At 65.5% G+C, this 19,930-nt stretch carries 16 protein-coding genes and 1 riboswitch; of the genes, 2 read left to right on the forward strand and 14 right to left on the reverse strand.

What is annotated here, in order from left to right; all coding sequences use genetic code 11:
* Positions 1-57 precede the first annotated feature (57 nt).
* The 6 genes from cobM to HHL25_RS06160 all read right to left on the reverse strand — a co-directional run bounded on the left by cobM (position 58) and on the right by HHL25_RS06160 (position 7,442).
* Complete coding sequence (gene cobM / locus HHL25_RS06135) at positions 58-846, reverse strand: precorrin-4 C(11)-methyltransferase (RefSeq protein WP_169588239.1); 789 nt, start codon at positions 844-846, stop codon at positions 58-60.
* A 256-nt stretch (positions 847-1,102) separates the two neighbouring features.
* Positions 1,103-3,019 carry a precorrin-3B C(17)-methyltransferase gene (cobJ, locus tag HHL25_RS06140; RefSeq protein WP_169588241.1) on the reverse strand — a complete coding sequence of 639 codons (1,917 nt, stop codon included), beginning with the start codon at positions 3,017-3,019 and terminating at the stop codon, positions 1,103-1,105.
* Entirely contained in the window at positions 3,016-3,756 is a 741-nt protein-coding gene (cobI, locus tag HHL25_RS06145) for a precorrin-2 C(20)-methyltransferase (protein ID WP_169588243.1), read from the reverse strand. The genes cobJ and cobI overlap by 4 nt, the downstream gene beginning before the upstream one ends.
* Positions 3,757-3,912: 156 nt before the next feature.
* Positions 3,913-5,160, reverse strand: coding sequence for a precorrin-6y C5,15-methyltransferase (decarboxylating) subunit CbiE (gene cbiE / locus HHL25_RS06150; RefSeq protein WP_169588245.1), 1,248 nt, complete (start codon positions 5,158-5,160; stop codon positions 3,913-3,915).
* On the reverse strand, positions 5,153-5,791 hold the full coding sequence (locus HHL25_RS06155) for a precorrin-8X methylmutase (protein WP_315853050.1): 639 nt from the start codon (positions 5,789-5,791) through the stop codon (positions 5,153-5,155). The genes cbiE and HHL25_RS06155 overlap by 8 nt, the downstream gene beginning before the upstream one ends.
* 295 nt (positions 5,792-6,086) lie before the next feature.
* On the reverse strand, positions 6,087-7,442 hold the full coding sequence (locus HHL25_RS06160) for a sirohydrochlorin chelatase (RefSeq protein WP_169588249.1): 1,356 nt from the start codon (positions 7,440-7,442) through the stop codon (positions 6,087-6,089).
* Positions 7,443-7,779: 337 nt separating this feature from the next.
* Here HHL25_RS06160 and HHL25_RS06165 point away from each other — a divergent pair, with 337 nt between their 5' ends.
* Both HHL25_RS06165 and HHL25_RS06170 read left to right on the forward strand, forming a co-directional pair.
* Positions 7,780-8,565 (forward strand): TSUP family transporter, encoded by a 786-nt coding sequence (locus HHL25_RS06165; protein WP_169589624.1) that lies wholly within the window; start codon positions 7,780-7,782, stop codon positions 8,563-8,565.
* 67 nt (positions 8,566-8,632) lie between these two features.
* Positions 8,633-8,893: a type II toxin-antitoxin system ParD family antitoxin gene (locus tag HHL25_RS06170; RefSeq protein WP_169589626.1), complete on the forward strand. Its 261-nt coding sequence runs from the start codon at positions 8,633-8,635 to the stop codon at positions 8,891-8,893.
* A 302-nt stretch (positions 8,894-9,195) separates the two neighbouring features.
* Here HHL25_RS06170 and cobO read toward each other — a convergent pair whose 3' ends face one another.
* From cobO to HHL25_RS06210, 8 genes are all read right to left on the reverse strand, one after another.
* Positions 9,196-9,831, reverse strand: a complete 636-nt coding sequence (gene cobO / locus HHL25_RS06175; RefSeq protein WP_169588250.1) for a cob(I)yrinic acid a,c-diamide adenosyltransferase — start codon at positions 9,829-9,831, stop codon at positions 9,196-9,198.
* A 17-nt stretch (positions 9,832-9,848) separates the two neighbouring features.
* Positions 9,849-14,096 (reverse strand): cobaltochelatase subunit CobN, encoded by a 4,248-nt coding sequence (cobN, locus tag HHL25_RS06180; protein WP_169588252.1) that lies wholly within the window; start codon positions 14,094-14,096, stop codon positions 9,849-9,851.
* A 253-nt stretch (positions 14,097-14,349) separates the two neighbouring features.
* On the reverse strand, positions 14,350-15,423 hold the full coding sequence (cobW, locus tag HHL25_RS06185; RefSeq protein WP_169588253.1) for a cobalamin biosynthesis protein CobW: 1,074 nt from the start codon (positions 15,421-15,423) through the stop codon (positions 14,350-14,352).
* A gap of 4 nt (positions 15,424-15,427) precedes the next feature.
* Positions 15,428-15,952: a bifunctional adenosylcobinamide kinase/adenosylcobinamide-phosphate guanylyltransferase gene (cobU, locus tag HHL25_RS06190; protein ID WP_169588255.1), complete on the reverse strand. Its 525-nt coding sequence runs from the start codon at positions 15,950-15,952 to the stop codon at positions 15,428-15,430.
* 169 nt (positions 15,953-16,121) lie between these two features.
* Positions 16,122-16,492, reverse strand: a riboswitch (cobalamin riboswitch).
* A 69-nt stretch (positions 16,493-16,561) separates the two neighbouring features.
* Positions 16,562-17,320 carry a hypothetical protein gene (locus HHL25_RS06195; RefSeq protein ID WP_169588257.1) on the reverse strand — a complete coding sequence of 253 codons (759 nt, stop codon included), beginning with the start codon at positions 17,318-17,320 and terminating at the stop codon, positions 16,562-16,564.
* Positions 17,321-17,383: 63 nt separating this feature from the next.
* On the reverse strand, positions 17,384-18,187 hold the full coding sequence (locus HHL25_RS06200) for an ATP12 family chaperone protein (RefSeq protein WP_169588259.1): 804 nt from the start codon (positions 18,185-18,187) through the stop codon (positions 17,384-17,386).
* A gap of 10 nt (positions 18,188-18,197) precedes the next feature.
* On the reverse strand, positions 18,198-18,851 hold the full coding sequence (locus HHL25_RS06205) for an HAD-IA family hydrolase (RefSeq protein WP_169588261.1): 654 nt from the start codon (positions 18,849-18,851) through the stop codon (positions 18,198-18,200).
* Positions 18,848-19,837: an RluA family pseudouridine synthase gene (locus HHL25_RS06210; protein ID WP_169588263.1), complete on the reverse strand. Its 990-nt coding sequence runs from the start codon at positions 19,835-19,837 to the stop codon at positions 18,848-18,850. The genes HHL25_RS06205 and HHL25_RS06210 overlap by 4 nt, the downstream gene beginning before the upstream one ends.
* Positions 19,838-19,930: the final 93 nt, after the last annotated feature.

Genomic DNA, 19,930 nt, shown 5'->3' on the forward strand with positions numbered 1-19,930 from the left:
TAACTGAGGTTCGGCGGCGAGCATACCGATTGGCAGTCACCTGCAAAGGGGACGCCGTCAGGTTTCGGCGGCGCCCTTCTTCTTTTTCTTGCCGACGTTTCGCAGCACGTGGGAAAACTGCGAATTGTAGAGGTCGCTGTCGCGGAACTCGACATGGCCGAAGACCTTGCCGACCATGATGAGGGCCGTTCGGGTGATCTTCGCCTTGCGCACTTCCTCGGCCATGTCCTTCAGCGTGGTGCGGATGAAGAGCTCGTCCGGCCAGGTCGAGCGATAGGCGACGACCACCGGGCAATCCTCGCCATAGTAGGGCGTCAGCGTGTCGCGGATATGGGTGAGGTTGCGGATCGACAGGTGGATCGCAAGGGTCGCCCGCGACTTGCCCAGGATCTCCAGCGTCTCGAATTCCGGCATCGAGGATGCCTTCATCTCGGTGCGCGTGACGATGACGGTCTGGGCGATCTCGGGCAGCGTCAGCTCGGTCTTCAGCCGGGCGGCCGTCGCGGCGAAGGCCGGCACGCCGGGCACGACGTCATAAGGAATGCCGGCGGCATCGAGACGCCGCATCTGCTCGGCAATCGCGCCGTAGATCGAGGGGTCGCCGGAATGCACGCGCGCGACATCCTCGCTACGGCCATGGGCGGCGACCATGTCGGCAACGATCTCGTCGAGGTGCATCGGAGCGGTATCCTTGACGATCGCGCCTTCGGGCGCCGCCTGAACGATCTCCTCCGGCACAAGCGAACCGGCATAGAGGCAGACCGGGCAGCGCTCGATCAGCCTCAGGCCACGCACGGTGATGAGGTCGGGGGCGCCCGGTCCGGCACCGATGAAATAGACGGTCATGCTGCTCTCCTTACACCTGCGGGAGCGTTACCCCCCTCAGCCCTGCCGGGCATCTCCCTCTCAAGGGGGGAGATCGGCACGGGGCACGAGACGCGCTCTCCGGCCGATGTTGAAATCAATTGGAAGCCCTGCCCCGAAAGCCGGCTTGCGATTACAGACGGCGGCAACCGCAATCCGATCTCCCCCCTTGAGGGGGAGATGGACGGCAGGCCAGAGGGGGGTGAACTGTGCACGAGGACAGTGTTGGAAAGAGCCTTCACGCCTTCATCCCCGTGTCCGCCTTCCCCGAATAGCCGCGAGGCGTATAGACCCAGGTCTTGCCGTCACCGGTCGTCACGGTGCGGCTCTCCGACGAGCCGACCACAACCACGGTCAGCATGTCGACGTCATCGACGTTCAGTTCGCCGAGCGGCACGGTGCGCACATGCTCGCCGTCGCGGCCGAGATTGGTGGCGAGGATCACCGGGGTCGAGGCGGGACGGTATTCCAGTAGCTTGTCGCGAGCAAAGGCGAGCTGGGTGCGACGTTTCATCGAGACCGGGTTGTAGAAGGCGATGACGAAGTCGCCCTCGCCGGCCGCCTTCACGCGGCGCTGGATATGCTCCCACGGCGTCAGCAGGTCGGACAGCGAAATGGTGCAGAAATCGTGGCCGAGCGGCGCGCCGATGCGGGCGGCAGCGGCCTGGAGCGCCGAAATTCCGGGCGAGACCTGCACTTCGATCCGGCTGGCGGCATCCGAAATGCCACCCTTGTCGAAGAGCTCGAACACCAGCGTCGCCATGGCATAGATGCCGGCATCGCCGGAGCAGACGAGCGCGACGGTGCGCCCCTCGCCTGCCAGTTCCATCGCCCGCACCACGCGGGCCTCCTCCTTGCCGAGATCGAAATCGTGGCGGGTCTTGCCCTCGGCCAGCGGACCGAGCAGATCGAGATAGAGCGAATAGCCGACGAGATCGGTCGAGGCGGACACCATGGCCGAGACTTCCGGTGAGCGCCACTGGTCGGCTCCCGGGCCAATGCCGACCACGAAGAGCTTGCCACGGGCACGGCCGATCGTCATCGGGTCGATCACGTCGCTCGCCTCGGCGATTGCCGCGGTCGCGCCCTTCGACTTGATCTTCTCGACGATGAGCGCGCCGTCGGACCCGGCGGCGGCCAGCGCCGCGCCTTCCGCGACACCATGGCAGCCAACCTCGGCGAACACCACGTCGGACGGGTTCTTCAGCCGCGGCGTCTCCTCTTCCAGCCGGGCGGCAGTGAAGAAGCGCGCCGGCACGCCGAAATGCTGTGCAACCGCATGGATGGCGGTCTCGTCGGCCTTCAGATCAATCGAGCAGACGGCAGCGAGCGCCAGCGGTGAGAGGTTCGCGCCGGCCAGCGCCTGCTCGGCAAGCGCAATCGCTTCCTCCGGGCTCGCATGGCGCTCGCAGCCCATGCCCAGTACCAGCGTCTTCGGGTGATAGACGAGTTCCATCTCGCCGGCGGTCTTGTTTTCTGGGGTCACAGTTAGCGTCACGCGGGCCTCTTGATGGAATGGAAGTCTGGATTGGATGAGCCAGGCGGCTGCACTCCCTCTCCCCGCCTGCGGGGAGAGGGCTGGGGTGAGGGGCTCGTCTTGCCGCCCCTCATCCGCCCTGCGGGCACCTTCTCCCCGCAAGCGGGGAGAAGGGAAATCAAGCCGCACCCCCGCCCCTGCCACCAGCTCGGCCATGACGGCCTTGGCGGCAGGCGGATTGGCAAGGACGATGCCGGCCGGCGGCTGGTCGAGGGCGATGCCGAACTTGAGGTCGCCGGCGGTGGTGATCGCGGCATGGGCGCCAAGGACAGCGGCGATGCGGCGGGCCAGATCATTGGCGCCATGATGGCCGCCGAGAAGCGGTACCACGCTCGCGCCGTCGTCGGACACGGCAAGCACCGGCGGTTCCGAATGCTTGTCGGCCAGAAGCGGCGCCAGGATCCGGATGACCGCGCCGGATGCCATGACGGCGACGATCGGCCGGCCTTCGGCAAACAGGGCCTGCACGTGTTCCTTGACCGAGGCGAAATGCCGGTCGGCCGCCGTCACGCGCGCCGCTGCGCCGTGCACCTCGCCACCGATCTCGGCGGCAATCCGGCCGGCAAGCGGCAGGGTCGCGTCGCTGAGGATCACGACGGCTGGAACGGGCTCACTCATGACGCGCCGTCCATGGTGGTGCGCGACAGCGCGGCGTTCCAGCCCTCGCCGCCCTTGTAGATCAGGATCATCGAAAAATAGGGGGCCGCACTTTCCGGCACGGCGGAGAGCGGCATGACGCGCTGTTCGGGCAGGCTGACGCGCTCGACATAACCGGCGCAGGCCGTCAGCCCCATGGCCTCGATCAGCGCGCGGATACGGGCAGAATGACGCCCGACCTTGATGATCGCGACCGCTCCAGCGGCCTCGATGCGCGTCCGCATGGTCTCGTCGTCGAGCGGTCCCGGCACGATGGAGAGCACGTCGTTTCGCGCGGCAAGCGGGCGCCCGAGGGCGGCGGCCGCCGCCATCATGGACGACACGCCCGGCACGACCTCGGTCTCGTAGCGGCCGGACAGACGCTCGAAGAGATACATGAAGGAGCCGAAGAAGAAGGGATCGCCCTCGCACAGCACCGCTACGTCGGAACCGGCATCGAGATGGCGCGCCAGCGTTTCCGCCGCCTCGTCATAGATCTCCTGCGCGGGAAACCGCTCGACGCGCATCGGCACGACGATTGGCACCTCCAGCTGGTCGGCCCTGAGATAGGGGGCCGCGATCTGGCGGGCAAAGCTCGGACCGGTATCCGGGGCCGGATAGGCTACGACCGGCGCACCGGTCAGGATACGGTGGGCCTTGAGGGTGAGAAGCTCCGGGTCGCCGGGGCCGAGGCCGAGGCCGTAGAGTTTACCGGTCATGTGTACTGCTCCTCGCATGTACATCGCCCCTCATCCGGCTGCTGCCACCTTCTCCCCGCAGGCGGGGAGAAGGCCGAAGCGGCCGGCGTTCTGCCCCCTTCTCCCCGTTCACGGGGAGAAGGTCCCGGCAGGGGGATGAGGGGCTCGTTCGAAATGTCATTCTCCCCCACCCTTCACAACCGACCAGATCGTCACCGGCATCAGCGACTTCCAGCCGCAATAGCGGCCGACGGGCGCGGCGCGGGCGACCGAGAGGCGGATCAGCTCTCCGCCGAAAGCGCCACGGAGATCGGCGAGACGCGCCTCGCCTTCGATGGTGACGGCATTGGCGACCAACTGACCGCCCGGGGCGAGCGCATCCCAGCAGGCCTCGAACAGACCTTCGTTGTTGATGCCGCCGCCGATGAACACCACGTCCGGCGGGTCGAGCCCTTCGAGCCCCTCCGGCGCCACCGCCTCGACGATTTCGAGATCGGGCACGCCAAGCGCGTCGGCATTGGCGCGGATCATCGCGACACGGTCCGCCCTGCCCTCGACCGCGATGGCACGCGTGCCCATGCCGGCGCGCATCCATTCGATGGCGATCGAGCCGCAACCGGCGCCGACATCCCAAAGCAGCGCGTTGGGAAACGGCGAGAGCTGGGCCAGGGTCACGGCGCGGATTTCGCGCTTGGTCAGCTGGCCGTCATGGCGGAAGGCCTCGTCCGGCAGGCCCGGAACCGGCGACAGCAGCGGCGATTCCGACGCGCAATCGATCGCCAGCGTATTGAAGTCGGAAAAGGACGGCCGGGTCTCGAGGATCTCCGTGGCGGTCATCTCAATGACACGCTCCGCCTCACCTCCCATGTGCTCCAGCACCGTCAGGACGGACGCGCCGAAGCCGCGACCGACCATCAGGGCCGCAGCGCCAGCGATCGTACCCGCATCCGAGGTGAGCGCCAGCATGCGGGCACGCGGAAGCAGATGACGGTTGAGATGGGTAAGCGGGCGGCCGTGCAGCGAGATCTGCGCCACCGACTGGAGCGGCCAGCCGAGGCGGGCCGCGGCCAGCGAAAAGGCGGAGGGCGACGGCAGGATCAGCATTTCGTCCGCCGCGACATAGCGGCGGAGCGTCGCCCCGATACCGAAATGCATCGGGTCCCCGGTCGCCAGAACCGTGACCGGCGACCCGCGCAGCTTCAGCACCTGCGATAGCGTCTCGCGGAAACCCGCGCCCCAGGTCAGGATCCGTTTCAGGCCCGGCAGATGACCGCCTTCGAGCACGCCGTCGAGCCGCTCGCCCAGCACGATGGTTTCGGCCTGCCAGAGCAATGCCTGCGCCTGCGGCGTCAGGCTGGCGAGCCCGTTGTCGCCGATTCCGATGATGGTGAGCCAGGGCGCGCCGACGGGTGTGGTATCAGTCATTGGTGCCGAGCCCCCCCGCGACCGCATTGACGGCGGCCGACGCCATGGCCGAGCCGCCGCGGCGGCCGCGAACCGCGATGAACGGCACGCCGCGGCTGTCGGCGATCAGCGCATCCTTGCTTTCGGCGGCGCCGACGAAGCCGACCGGGAATCCGAGGATCAGCGCCGGCTTCGGCGCGCCGGCATCGAGCCGTTCCAGCAGGCGGAAGAGTGCGGTCGGGGCATTGCCGATCACCACCACTGCACCGGCCAGGCGGTCGTCCCACAAATCGACCTGGGCGGCCGAGCGGGTATTGCCGATCTCGACTGCCTTCGGGCGCACGCGCTCGTCATTCAGCAGGCACAGGACCTCGTTTTGCGCCGGCAGCAGGCGACGAATGATGCCGTGGCGAACCATTTCCACGTCGCAGAGCACCGGCGCACCGCCGGCCAATGCCGCGGCACCGGCCTCGAAGGCGCCACCGGAAAAGACGATGTCATCGGCGAGATCGACCATGCCGCAGGCGTGGATCAGCCGGATCGCCAGCTTTTCCATGCCACCGGCAAACCGCGACAGGTCCGCCTCGGTGCGGATCGTCTCGAAGGACTGACGGTAGATCTCGGCGGGATCGCGGATGTAGTCGAGCGGGATGGTCAAAGGTTACCCCCCTCTGCCCTGCCGGGCATCTCCCCCTCAAGGGGGGAGATCGATCCACGGAGAAGCCTCGTCATAGCTTCAAGGTTATGAGCGAAGGCGCCCGCGATTCCAGAGACAATTACCGCAAGGACCATGGCTCCCCTGCTGACCGCAAGTCGGAAACAGACCCCCATGCCGAGGCCCGCCGCACGACCGTTGCCAGGACGAGGCGCGCGCCATTTTCCGATCTCCCCCCTTGAGGGGGAGATGCCCGGCAGGGCAGAGGGGGGTGTTGTGGCCGCGTGCCCCATCACTTCTTCTTCTGCATCGACTTCGGGCCGAGCGGATGGTCAGCATGGGGGTAAGGGGCGTGATGATGATCGTGGTGTGCATGATCATGGGAATGCCCGTGCCCATGGTCGTGATCGTGCCCATGATCGTGATGGTGGTGATCGTGGGCGTCGTGGTCATGGTGGTGGTGACCATGGTCGTGGTCGTGATGATGACCACAGCCGCAATTGGGCCCATGTTCGTGACCGTGGCTCTTGCCGCTTGAGGGCGTGTTCATCACGACATCGAGGCCGGCATCGGGAGCGGCGTTCAGGAGGTGACCGTATTTGCCGCCAAGCGTGGTCGAAGCGCCGTAGTCGAAGGCCGGTTCGAGGCTGTGCGGTTCGGCATGGGAATGAACAGGTGTCCAGGGCAAGCCATGCTCCTTGCAGAAATCGGGATCGCGACAGGAGGCATCGCAATCACCCTTGCACGGACAGTTTTCCAGGCCGCCGCCGATGCCTTCCACGTGATGGTGATGGCTTTCCTGCGGCTGACCGATATCGGCCTCGAAGCCGAGCACCTGCTCGCGGTACTTGCACATCTGGCAGTTCATCACCGCCGCACCTTCGAGGATTTCCTTGACCCGGTCCTGGAAGGCGTCGAGCACCAGCGGGTGGTCGTTGAGATAGCTCGCCTTGACGAACTGGATTTCCGGATGACGCGCGGCCACCTCGTCGGTGTAGGAATAGATGCGCTTCACCAGCACGCCGGTGAAGAGGAAGTACGGGAAGACGATGATGCGCGTGTAGCCGAGCTTGGCCGCATGGGTCAGGCCCGGCTCGACGAGCGGGAACGTAACGCCCGAGTAGCAGGTTTCGCCCCAGCCGAAGCCCATGCCTTCCCAGAGCATGCGCATGACCTTGGAGGCATTGGAATTGGCGTCGGGATCGGACGAGCCGCGTCCGACGACCATCAGCAGCGTGTCGTGCTTGTCGACGAAGCCGAGTTCGGCATTGGCCTCGTCGATCGCTTCCTGGATGCGGTCGCCGGCGGCGCGGATCATCTTCAGGTCGATGCCGAGTTCGCGGCCATAGTTGATCACCATGCCCGGGTTCTGGGCCTGGTAGGTGTTGAGCACGGAAGGAATGTCGTTCTTCGCATGGCCGGCGGCAAACAACATGCCGGGCACGGCGAGAACACGCGTCACGCCTTGCGCCCTGAGACTGTCGAGACCGGCCGAGATCACCGGGTTGCAGAATTCGAGATAACCGTATTCGACCGGCATGTCGGGGTTTCGCGCCCTGAGCGCCTCTGCGATGACGGCGAATTCCTTTGCCGCGTTCTGGTTGCGGCTGCCATGGCCACACACCATGATTCCGAGTTTTTCCGACATGAATTGGCCTCCTGCTTCGTTTTCCGCATGTACGAAGCGCCGGAACCGTCACGCAACGCGCGGGGCTCCATGGCCTTTACGGACAGCTCCGGACTTGGCCCCCGGAATGGGTCGGCCGCACCGGACTATTTCCAGCCTGTCGAACAGGCGCCGTCGCACATGGACAAGAGCTTTAGCGAAGGCGACATGGGCGGTCAAATCCGTTTGCGCCGGATTGTGTGTGGGATGCGGCGAAGGTGGCAGGAAGCCACCCCTCGGGTGGGCCTGCCGTGTTGCTCCAGGCGGCGACATGGTGCAAGAGTGCCGCTCCTTGCACATCCGCCTTTCCGGGGTCATCGTGGTCGAACTCGCCTTCCAGAGCCTGCTTCTGCTCTTCCTCGCCGCCTTCATTGCCGGGTTCATCGATTCGATCGCCGGCGGCGGGGGCCTGATCACCCTGCCGGCCATGCTGATCGCCGGAATACCGCCGCTCCAGACGCTCGGGACCAACAAGCTGCAATCGATGTTCGGCGCCGGATCCGCAACGCTCGCCTATGCGCGCAAGGGCCATGTCGACCTGAGGAGCCAGCTGCCGATGGCCGCACTCGCCGGGCTCGGCGGTGCACTGGGCGCCGTTCTGGCGACCGTCGTGCCCGGCGACGTGCTGCGGGCGCTGATGCCCTTCCTGCTTGTCGCGATCGCCGCCTATTTCGCGCTGAAGCCCAATCTGTCCGATGTCGACCGCCACCAGCGCATGACGCCCTTTCTGTTCGGCATCACCTTCGTACCGCTGATCGGCTTCTACGACGGCGTGTTCGGCCCCGGCACCGGCTCATTCTTCATGCTGGCCTTCGTGTCGCTCGCCGGCTTCGGCGTGCTGAAGGCGACCGCGCATACCAAGCTCCTGAACCTCTCCTCCAACGTCGGCGCCTTCCTCGTCTTCCTGTTGAATGGAGTCGTGCTGTGGAAGGTCGGCCTGCTGATGGGGCTCGGCCAGTTCCTCGGGGCCCAGGCGGGCTCCAAGCTCGCCATGAAGAACGGCGCGAAGCTGATCAAGCCGCTCTTGATCGTCACCTGCGTGGCGCTCGCCACCAAGCTGCTGATGGACCCGACCAATCCGGTAAGGGTCTGGGCGGGGTTCTGAACCAGACTTTGCTTTTGCGCCGTTTCAACCTATATTTGGATGGCGGCGCACAACTCCTTGGAGGAGACTGGCCACGGCCAATACCAGCCTCAATCTCGGCAAGCACTGGGACGACTTCATCGAGGCCCAGGTGAATAGCGGCCGCTATGCGACAGCGAACGAAGTCGTACGCGACGCACTCGAAGGGCTCAAAGAACGCGAACGCAAGCTGGCGGAACTCCGTCGTGAGATCGACATCGGTCTGGAACAGGCGCGGCGCGGCGGATTTGCCGAGGATGATTTCCTCGAAAAGCTCCTTGACGAAGATATCGCGGACGCTACGCGGTGAAGCGCCGTGCGCGCCTCAGCAAGAGATCGGCAAACGATATGCGGTCCATCAACCGCTACACCGCGTCGACTTGGGGCAATGAGCAGCGTCGCGCCTATATCGCTTAACTCAAATCGAGGATCGAGTGGCTGGCGGACAATCCGCGCCTCGGCAAGGCGCGACCGGATATCAGAGACGGCCTCTTCTGCTTTCCCGAAGCGGAGCATGTCATCTTCTATGTTCACATTGCCGAAGGCATTCAGGTCATGGCGGCGCTACACAATCGCATGTTGCCTCAGCACCGCCTGTGACCATACTGCAGCCTAAAACTCCACGCCGATCTGCGCCTTGATGCCCGAACGGAACGGATGCTTGACCAGTTCCATCTCGGTGACGAGATCGGCGATCTCGATCAGTTCCTCCTTGGCGTTGCGCCCGGTCAGCACCACGTGCGTCATCTCCGGCTTCTCGCTTTCGAGGAACTCGACGACTTCTGCAATGTCGATGTAGTCATAGCGGATGGCGATGTTGATCTCGTCGAGCAGGACCATCGAATTCGACGGATCGCGGATCAATTCCTTGGCCTTCTCCCAGGCCGCCTGAGCCATGGCAACATCGCGGGCCTTGTCCTGCGTTTCCCAGGTAAAACCCTCGCCCATCGTGTGAAACGCGCAAAGGTCGGAGAAGTGCTTCAGGATCAGGTCGCGCTCGCCAGTCGACATGGCGCCCTTGATGAACTGGACCACGGCGCATTTCTTCCCATGGGCGATATGGCGGAAGATCATGCCGAAAGCGGCCGACGACTTGCCCTTGCCCTTGCCGGTATGAACGATGATCAGGCCCTTCTCGCCCGTCTTGGTCGCCATGATCTTCTCACGCGCGGCCTTCTTCTTCGCCATCTTTTCGGCGTGGCGGGCGAGATCAGCCTCGGACGAGGTGCCGGGAAGCTCTTCGGTCATGGTGTCATCCTCCATTGTTATTCTCGGGGCTCCCCGCCGGAGAGCCGCGTAAGATCGAACATCGCCGAATTGCTGCGCGGCGTCCACAAGCCACGGTTGATCGCCTCGATCAGACGTTCCGACATTTCCTTCAGGGCCGCCGGGTTCTTCTCCGCCATGAAGTCGCGCACGCGTTCGTCCAGCACGAAGGCCTGGTAGACGGCCTCGAAGTGATGGTCGCGCACGGCGCCGGTCGTGGCGGAAAAGGCGAACATGTAGTCGACGGTAGCGGCGATCTCGAAGGCGCCCTTGTAGCCGTGGCGCATCACGCCCTCGATCCATTTGGGGTTGACGACGCGGGCGCGTACGACGCGGCCGATCTCTTCCTCGAGCGTGCGTATCACCGGCTTCTCGGGCCGCGAATGGTCGTTGTGATAGACGGTCGGACGGCTACCCGCGACATGCTCGATGGCCGCCGTCATGCCGCCCTCGAACTGGTAGTAATCATCGCTGTCGAGAAGGTCGTGTTCGCGATTGTCCTGGTTCTGCACCACGGCCTCGACGGTCCGCAAGCGTTCCTCGAACAGACCGCGTTCGGCCTTGCCGTCCTCGCCGGCGCCATAGGCATAGCCGCCCCAGACGAGATAGGCTTCGGCGAGATCGCCGCGACGCTCCCAGCCCTTCTCGTCGATCAGCGCCTGGAGGCCGGCGCCATAGGCACCGGGCTTGGAGCCGAAGACACGGTAGCCGGCGCGGCGCAGGGCCGCCTTGTCGTCCAGCCCGCCGGACATCAGCTGCGCCGCTTCGGCCCGCACACGGGCGGCGATCGGGTTGTCGGTCTCGTCCTCGTCCAGGGCGGCCACCGCCCTCACCGCCTTGTCGTAGAGGGCGATCTGCTCGGGGAAGGCATCGCGGAAGAAGCCGGAAATCCGAAGCGTGACATCGACGCGCGGGCGTCCGAGGATCGCCTGGGGGATGATCTCGTAGCCGGTGACGCGGCGTGAGGCCATGTCCCAGAGTGGTTTCACCCCGATCAGCGCCAGTGCCTGGGCGATGTCATCGCCGCCGGTGCGCATGTTGGAGGTGCCCCAGGCGGTTAGGCCAAAGGAGGTCGGCCAATCGCCATGGTCCTGAACATAGCGCTGGATCAGCAGCTCCGCCGATTTCTTCCCGAGCTCGTAGGCCGCCGGCGTCGGCACGGCGCGACTGTCGACCGAATAGAAGTTGCGGCCGGTCGGCAGCACGTCCGGACGCCCGCGCGTCGGCGCGCCGGAGGGACCGGGGGAAACGAAGCGCCCGGAAAGGCCGGTGAGGAGCCCTTCGATTTCGGCCGGGCCGGATCGGACGATCGCGGGCTTGAGGCGCGTTTCGATCTCGTCGAGCACGGCGCGGGTGGCAGGCCAGCTTTCCGGGCATGCGACCTCGCCTGCGACCAGCCGGGAGGCCAGGAGTTCGATACGCTCGACGGTGTCGCCGGCTGTGCGCCAGGGGGTGTCGGTCAGATCGGCGAGGAGAGCCGGCTTCGGGCCGGCCCACGCGTCGGACATGACGCAGTCGAGGGGATCGAAAGTCAACATCCGCCCGGTGGCGCCTTGGTGCGCAGGATCACCCCCCTCTGCCCTGCCGGGCATCTCCCCCTCAAGGGGGGAGATCGGGGAGGACGGCGCTCGGTCGCCATGAACGCTAGCATTTGCGGAACCCAGGCCTACGCGAGGCGCTTGCGACGTTCCAATCTCCCCCCTTGAGGGGGAGATGGCCGGCAGGCCAGAGGGGGGAACTTTCGCGCACCCCGCCGTCAATCCCGCGTCCCCTGCGATCGCCCGCTGCAGGCTGGCGTCGCCGCCCTCGCCCAGGCCGCGCGGCACGCGTGCGAGCGCCACGGTGAGATCGGTCAGCAGCCGGCCCTCCGGAGCAAGGCCGAAGATGTGCAGGCCGTCGCGGATCTGCATTTCCTTGAGGTCGCAGAGATAGGCGTCGAGCTTTTCGAGGGCCGTCTCCTCTGCCTCTCCCTTGGCGATCCCGGCGTCCTGGTCGAGGCCGATATCGGCCACGAGGTCGAGGATCTGTTTCTTAAGCAATTTCAGGCGGCGTGGATCACCGCCCGACGCCTCGTAGTATTCGTCGACCAGCGCCTCGAGATCCTTCAGTGGGCCATAGCTTTCGGCGCGTGTCAGGGGGGGCGTCAGATGGTCGATGATGACGGCGGAGGTTCGGCGCTTGGCCTGGGTCCCCTCGCCCGGGTCGTTGACGATGAAGGGATAAAGATGCGGCAGCGGACCGAACACCGCTTCCGGATAGCAGGTCTCCGAAAGGGCCAGCGCCTTGCCGGGCAGCCATTCGAGATTGCCGTGCTTGCCCATGTGGATCACCGCATGGGCATCGAACCGTTGGCGCAGATAGGCGTAGAAGGCCAGATAGCCGTGCGGCGGCACGAGGTCCGGCGAATGGTAGGTTTCCTTCGGATCGATATTGTAGCCGCGCGCCGGCTGGATGCCGACCACGACATTGCCAAGACGCGACAGCGGCAGGGCGAACCGGCCGTCGAGGAAGAACGGATCGGTCTCCGGGGCACCCCAGCGCGTCGTGACTTCGTCCTGCACCTTCTTCGGAAGACTTTCGAAGAAGCTAATGTAATCGCTTGCTGATAGCGTTTCGCGGATCTCGCGCCCGTCGGCCGCCGCGTTGGTCGGTCCGGCCATCAGGTGGGTCATCAGCGCGTCGCCGTCGGCGGGCAACGTGCCGAGCGCGTAGCCCTCCCCGGCCATGGCGCGCAGCACCTCGACGGTGCCGGCCGGCGTGTCGAGGCCGACGCCATTGCCGAGGCGGCCGTCGCGGTTCGGGTAGTTGGCCATGACCAGGGCCACGCGGCGATCGGAGGCCGGTGTTGAGCGCAGACGCGCCCAGGCGACGGCAAGCCTCGCGACGAAGGCGGCACGGCCATCGTCCGGCGCATGGCTGACGATATTGGCCTCGACGCGCTCGTCGTAGCGCGCGGCGGCCTTGAACGAGACGGCGCGCGTCATCACCCGGCCGTCGACCTCCGGCAGCGCCACGCCCATGGCGAGGTCGCGGGCCGAAAGCCCTTGCGTCGAGCCTTCCCAGGCTTGCCGGGTGGAAGACGAGAACAGCGCCTGCAGGACGACCGCACCCCCTTCGTCGAGCACGGTCGAAACGCGCTCGGCGCCGGGCGCGGACACGGCGAACCCGGTGGCGTTGATCACCACGGCCGGCGGCGCCTCGGCAAAGATCGCCCGCAGTGTCTCGACCGACACGGCATCCTTGAGACTGGAGACGAACACCGGCAGCGCTAGCAGCCCTTCAGCCGTCAGAGCCTCGATCATGGCCTCGACGGGCTTGGTCTCGCCGCTCTGGACGAGGGCACGGTAGAAGCAGAGCGCGACGACGGGCACGGGCTGGCGTTCACCCCCCTCTGCCCTGCCGGGCATCTCCCCCTCGAGGGGGGAGATCGGACGCGGTAAGCCCGCCGGACCACCTCCTGAGTTGGGACTTCTGGAGAAGGTCTCAGAGGGCACGACGCCAGATGAACCCGCGGATACCTGCGGCGTGTCGATCTCCCCCCTTGAGGGGGAGATGGCCGGCAGGCCAGAGGGGGGTATCCCGGAATTCGGCCAAGCCGCCGCCGCATTTCCCTTCTCCCCGTTCGACGGTGAGAAGGTGCCGGCAGGCGGATGAGGGGCATTGTTCGAAGCCTCTCGCCACTCCGTGACCCCGATCACGCCCCTGCCCGGCCACCAGATGCCGGCCTTAAGCAGCGGTGCCGCAGGTGCGGGTCTTTCGCCATGGCCGGCAAGGGCGGAGGCATAGTCGATGAACGCCAGTGCGTTGGCGTCGCCGCCCTCGATCAGATAGGTCCAGAGCGCGGCAAGGTCATCGGAGGCGACCGTTGAAAATTCGGCGAGCCCCGGGTCCGGCTTGTCGTCACCGGGTAGTACAGCAATTGCAGCGCCGGTCCGAACGGCCACGGCGTGCAGCGCCTCGAGCGCATAATGAAAATAGCTGGCGCCCCCCAGCGCCCGCACCACGATCAGCTTGGCGTGGCGCGCGGTTCGCTCGACATAGGTGTCGACCGACATCGGATGCTTCAGGCTCATCAGGCTGGCGAGGCGGAAGCTTGGGCCGGCCGGCCGCGCGGCGACGGCCGCGGCGATCGCGGCAAGTTCCGTGTCGGCCGCCGACAGGAACAGGATGTCGCCCGGCGACTGGCCGAGATCGACCGCCTCGTCGCCATCGTTGATCGAACCTTTCTGGGCAAGGAGAAGGTGCATCAGACGGTGCCTCTCCGGCGTCGAACAGACATCCCCCTCTGCCCTGCCGGGCATCTCCCCCTCAAGGGGGGAGATCGGAATGCGGCCACGGCAATGTCGTCACCACCACCCCGCAGCCTTGTTGTTTCCTCAGAGGAAAAGGCAAGCCATCCTTTTGCCAAACGGCAACAGCCGGATCGTTCTCCCCCCTTAAGGGGGAGACGCCCGGCAGGGCAGAGGGCGGTGGACGGCAGATTCATAGGCTCAACAAACCTCAAGCCGCCTTCTCGACGGCCTCGACCACCGCACCGAAATCCCATTCGTGCAGGCCGATGACGACGAGGCGCGTTTCGCGGGTCTCTCCGGCGGCCCAGGGGCGGTCGAAATAGGTGTCGATGCGCGAGCCGACGGCCTGGATGACGAGGCGCATCGGCTTGCCGGGCACGTCGATGAAGCCCTTGAGGCGCAGGATGTCATGGGTCCCGATCACGCCCTTCAGGCGATCGACGAAACCGGCGGGATCGGCGATCGGGCCGAGCTTCATCACGAAGCTCTCGAATTCGTCGTGATCATGATGATGTTCATGCGCCTCGCCGCTCTCGTGCAGCGCCTCGTGCTCCAGTTCATGGTGGGACTTGCGATTGTCGATGTCGTCCTCCGTCGAGGCACCAAGACCGAGCAGCACCAATGCCGAGACGTCACCGTTCTTCGCCTCGATCAGCGTCGGCTTGCGGTGGATGCGCTCGGCGACCTCAGCCCTGACGGCGGCAATGCCCGCTTCGTCGAGCAGGTCGGTCTTGTTGAGGACGATGAGGTCGGCGCAGGTCAGCTGGTCCTCGAACAGTTCCTCGATCGGGCTTTCGTGGTCGAGGCTGCCATCGGCCTCGCGCAGCGCATCGACCTTGTCATGGTCGTCGGCGAAGCGGCCCGCGGCAACGGCGGCGCTGTCGACCACGGTGACGACGCCGTCGACGGTGACGCGGGTCCGGATATCCGGCCAGTTGAAGGCGGCGACCAGTGGCTGCGGCAGGGCAAGGCCGGATGTCTCAATGACGATGTGGTCGGGCTTGACGTCGCGCTCAAGCAGTTTCTGCATGGTCGGGATGAAGTCATCGGCAACCGTGCAGCAGATGCAGCCATTGGTCAGCTCGATGATGTCGTCCTCGGTGCAGTTTTCCGCGCCGCAGCCCTTGAGCACATCGCCGTCGACGCCGAGATCGCCGAACTCGTTGATTATGAGCGCGATCTTCTTGCCGCCGGCATTGGTCAGCATGTTGCGGATGATGGTGGTCTTGCCGGCGCCGAGAAAGCCGGTGATAACGGTCGCGGGGATCTTCTGTTGCAGCATTGGTTCAACCCTTCATTCTGAGCGGCAGGCCGGCCGCAACGAAATAGACCTCGGCCGCAACCTGCGCGACCAGTTGATGCAGGCGACCGGCATGGTCGCGGAATTCTCTAGCCATCCGGTTTTCGGGCACGATGCCGAGACCGACCTCGTTCGAAACCAGGACGACCTTTGCACGCAGCCCGGGCAGAGCCGCGCAGAGCTCGGACGACCGGGCGGCGACGTCTTCGTCCGCCATCATCAGATTGGTGACCCAGAGCGTCAGGCAGTCGACAAGAACGACTCGGTCCGGATCATCGATGCGCTGCAGGAGACCGACGAGATCGACCGGCTCCTCGTGGGTCGTCCAGCCGTCGCCGCGATCGACCTGATGTCGCCTGATCCTGTCGCGCATTTCATCGTCATAGGCGCGACCGGTCGCGACATAGTGGCGTTCGCGCGCGCAATCGACGACGAGACCTTCGGCGAAACGTGACTTGCCGGAACGGGCGCCACCGAGCACGAGAATGGATGTGGAGATATCAGCCGCCATGGTCAGGCATCACGCGAAAGCGCAGTATGCGGCGCCTCCATCGACTGAGGCAGCCAGCACCAAACGGTGGCTGTCGTTGCGGAATCGACGGATTCCGGCTTCTGATACGTCGCCACGACAACCTCCGTGCTGGCAACAAGGGGAGCCTCCCCTTTGCAAGGTGTGGGCATGATGCCCGGCACGGTTGGCAGGTCTCCTGGCTCGCAGGTCGCGGCGCCCAATGGCGCCTGCGGATCTTCCTCGCCTTCCCGAAAGTGAATGCGGCGCGAAAGGGGGACGATTCGTAGACATAGAGGCGTCCGGCCCTGGCTGATCGCGCAGCCCTTCAGTGGCTTTTCCGTTCCTGCCGGGATCCGGACCGTTCACACAACGCGAACCGTCGCCCCTCACCTCGCAAGTCCGGACGGAAGACCCTCGCTGCTCTACAGTCGCGGGGTCGGCTGCGATTGACGGTTCCGGACTGGATCCCCGTCGTCGCATTCCCTTTTGTTTCCCGGGTCGCCAATCGTCGAACCGAGAACCATCCGTAAGCGATCTGATTAGGCGCAAGGACCGTTCAAGTCAATCGACGCGCAGACGTGGCGACGCGCAGACGTGACGACGCGAACCTCAGGGCTTCGGCTGTTCGCAAGTCGGATCCTTGGCGGGATCGCAAGGTGCCGCCTTCTTTCCGAGCGCGACCGAACCGCTCGCGCCTTCCTCGACATTGGATTTCATGGCGGAAGCCGGTGCGACAGGAACAGCCCCAAGGTCCGGCACGGCCGGAACTTCGGCAACGGCGGGTGCCGGCACTTCTGCCGGCGCGGCTGCCACCGGCGCGGTTGGGGACGCCTGCGGGGCAACAGAGGCGCGCGGCGCCGGATCCGTCGTGAGCCGGGTCGAGGTGGTGCGCGGTGGGAGAATCACCTTGCGGATAGTCGGCGAAGCCAGCGAGAAGGCGAAGCGCACCCGGCTCGCGATCTCTTCGGCAAGGCTTTCCTCGGCCATCACCGGATCGTCGGTCGGGCTGTTGACGGTGAAGTTACCGGTCGCGACCGGATCGCCGGTCTCGACGGAGGCCGCCGTCACGGTGAATGTGGCAGACTGGAGCCTGCGTCGGGCATTGAAGCCGTAGCCAAGCTTATCGATGCGGACCACCACCACCACCCGCTCGGCGCCGGCCGGCGGGCGGGTCGCCCGGATCGCTGCGGAGACCCGGCGGTCGACGCCCTCGACGATGCGCAGGGGCACATTGGCGTTCGCGATCACGGTGGCCTCGCGCACGTTGTAGACAAGCGGCCTGGTAATCGGCCGGTTCATCCAGCTGCACGAAGCGAGGATGCCGACAACGAACAATGCTAGGGCGAGCTTGAAAGGGCGCGCGAACATGGGAAACCCCGGACGGATGATTCTGATCCGTCAAAGATTTCCATTGTTATGGTTAGCGAAGGGTTAACCTCGAGCCTGTTGCGCCTCGAACACCGCGGCGGCAGCGGCAAAGTCGATGTAGCGACGAGCGCGACGGGCCTGTGCCTCCAGGTCGACGCCCCAGTGCTCCTCAGTCCAGTCCTCGTCGAGATGGGCAAGCCCCCAGGCGTCATCGACCGAAAGGAAGCGGTCGCGGAAGGCGAGCGCCAGGATCGCCGACCCGGTGAGGTTGGTGATCACATGCAGGCATGCCAGCGCCAAGGGCGACTTGTCCACCGAAAGGGCAGCGGCGAAGGCCTCGATCGCCTCGGCCGGCTGTTCCTGATGGATCACCCCTTCGATCAGGATGAAGCGGGCTTTGTGGGCGGACGCCGCCCAGCCCAGGACCGGATCCCAGCGCAGGCGCTGGCGCTCGACGAGCGCTTCGGGGCCGTCCGCTCGGTAGCACAGCATGTCGGAGCCACTGTAGCGCACGATGTCGTCGAAGACCTCGTCGGCCTGGTCCGCCACCGCGTCGATCGCGGTATTGGCAAGGCGGGTCGCCGGCATGTTCTCCGGGTCGATGGTCTCGACCTGCGCGCGCCATTCGGCTGCGACCAGTTCCGCGGCTGCGTGGGTCGGAAGGGTCAGGGGACGCTTGCCCGGAGTCTTGACGCCCTTGCCATCGAGTTTCACCGAGAACCCTTCGCCCTCCGGCTCGACCGTGACCGTGGTGTAGAAGCGCTTCGCCTGAGGCCGTTTCATCTGGATCTGGGCCCGGCGCACCGGGTCCTCGTGGCTCGGCTCTGGCACGGAAGTGCCGAAGATGTCGCTCAGTTCGTCGCGCATGACGGTGTCCTCAGTGAATGTAGGCGAGAATGTCGGCCGGGCGATCGACGACAGCGTCGGCACCAGCCGCCCAGAGTTCCTCGACGGAGGCGTAGCCCCAGGAGACGCCGATCGCGCGGGCGCCAGCGGCCTTGGCCATCTGCATGTCGTAGATCGCATCGCCGATGACCACGGTCTCCGACGGCGCGATTCCGGTATGGTCGCAGCATTCGCTGACCATCGCCGGATGCGGCTTCGAGGGACAATCGTCCGCCGTTCGGGAAACGAAGAAATGGGAGGTGAAGCCGTGGGTTTCAAGCACCATGTCGAGGCCACGGCGCGACTTGCCGGTGACGGCGCCGATCAGCACGTCCTCGCGGGCGGCCAAGGCCGCGATCAGTTCGGCAATGCCGGGGAAAAGCGGCTCATGGAAACCGAGTTCGCTGCGGACGCCGAGGAAGATGTCCTTGTAATGCGCCATCATCGCAACGGCTTCCGCGTCCGCATGTGGCTTGCCGTCGATACGGGCGATCGCGATATCGAGGGTGAGCCCGATGATCGCCTTGGTGGCGCTAACCGTGGGCTCGGCCTTACCGAAGTGGCGGAAGGTCCGCACCATGACCGCGTGGATCAGGGCGACGCTGTCGACCAGCGTTCCGTCGCAGTCGAAGAGTACCAGCTTCATTCCTCGTCCTTGTTTCCGTCGGCCTGATCGAAACCCAGCAAGTTCCAGCTCTGCACCATGTGCGGCGGCAGAGGTGCCGTCACCTGCAGGCGGCCACCGTTCGGATGCGGGATGTCGATGTGGCGCGCATGCAGATGCAGCCGCTTCTGGATGCCGCCCGGGAAATCCCAGTTCGGATCGTCGATGAAGTATTTCGGATCACCGATGATCGGATGGCCGATATGCAGCGCATGGACGCGCAACTGGTGGGTACGGCCGGTATAGGGTTCCATCTCCAGCCATGCGAGGTTCTGCGCGGCGGTGTCGATGACGCGATAATAGGAGACGGCGTGGTCTGCTCCCTCCTCGCCATGCCTGGCAATCCGCATGCGGTCGCCTTCGTCGGTCTGGTCCTTGACCAGCCAGGTGGAGATCTTGTCCTCGTGCTTGCGCGGCACGCCCTTGACCAGCGACCAATAGGTCTTCTTGGTATCGCGTTCGCGGAAGGCGGCGGCGAGCTTTTGGGCCGCGCCGCGCGTGCGGGCAACCACCAGTACGCCGGAGGTGTCTCGGTCGAGGCGATGAACGAGACGCGGCTTCTCGCCCTTCCGGCTGGTCCAGGCCTCGAGCATCTTGTCGATATGGCGGGTCAGACCCGAGCCGCCCTGCACGGCAAGCCCGGCCGGCTTGTTGAGCACGAAAACCTTCTCGTCCTCATGCAGCAGCATGCGCGACAGCAGCTCGTGATCGTCGCCATGCTTCAGGTCATGGGTTGCGATCGGTCCGGTCTTCTTGGCGTCGACATCCATCGGCGGGATGCGGACCACCTGACCGGGTTGCACGCGGGTGTCGGTCTTGACCCGGCCGCCATCGACACGAACCTGGCCGGAGCGCAGGAGCTTCTGCAACGGTCCGAAGCCGAGGCCGGGGAAGTGCACCTTGAACCAACGGTCCAGACGCATGCCTGCCTCGTCGGACTCCACGGTGATGTGCTCGATGCCTGCCATTGCCACTCTTTCGGTCGGTCCAGCGGAAAAGCCCGCAATTCTCATCTATCGGAGCGCTTTAGAGCATTTCGATCGAAGATGGAAACAGGAAAA

The sequence above is a fragment of the Rhizobium terricola genome (assembly GCF_012927355.1).
GTDB classification, from domain to species: domain Bacteria; phylum Pseudomonadota; class Alphaproteobacteria; order Rhizobiales; family Rhizobiaceae; genus Allorhizobium; species Allorhizobium terricola.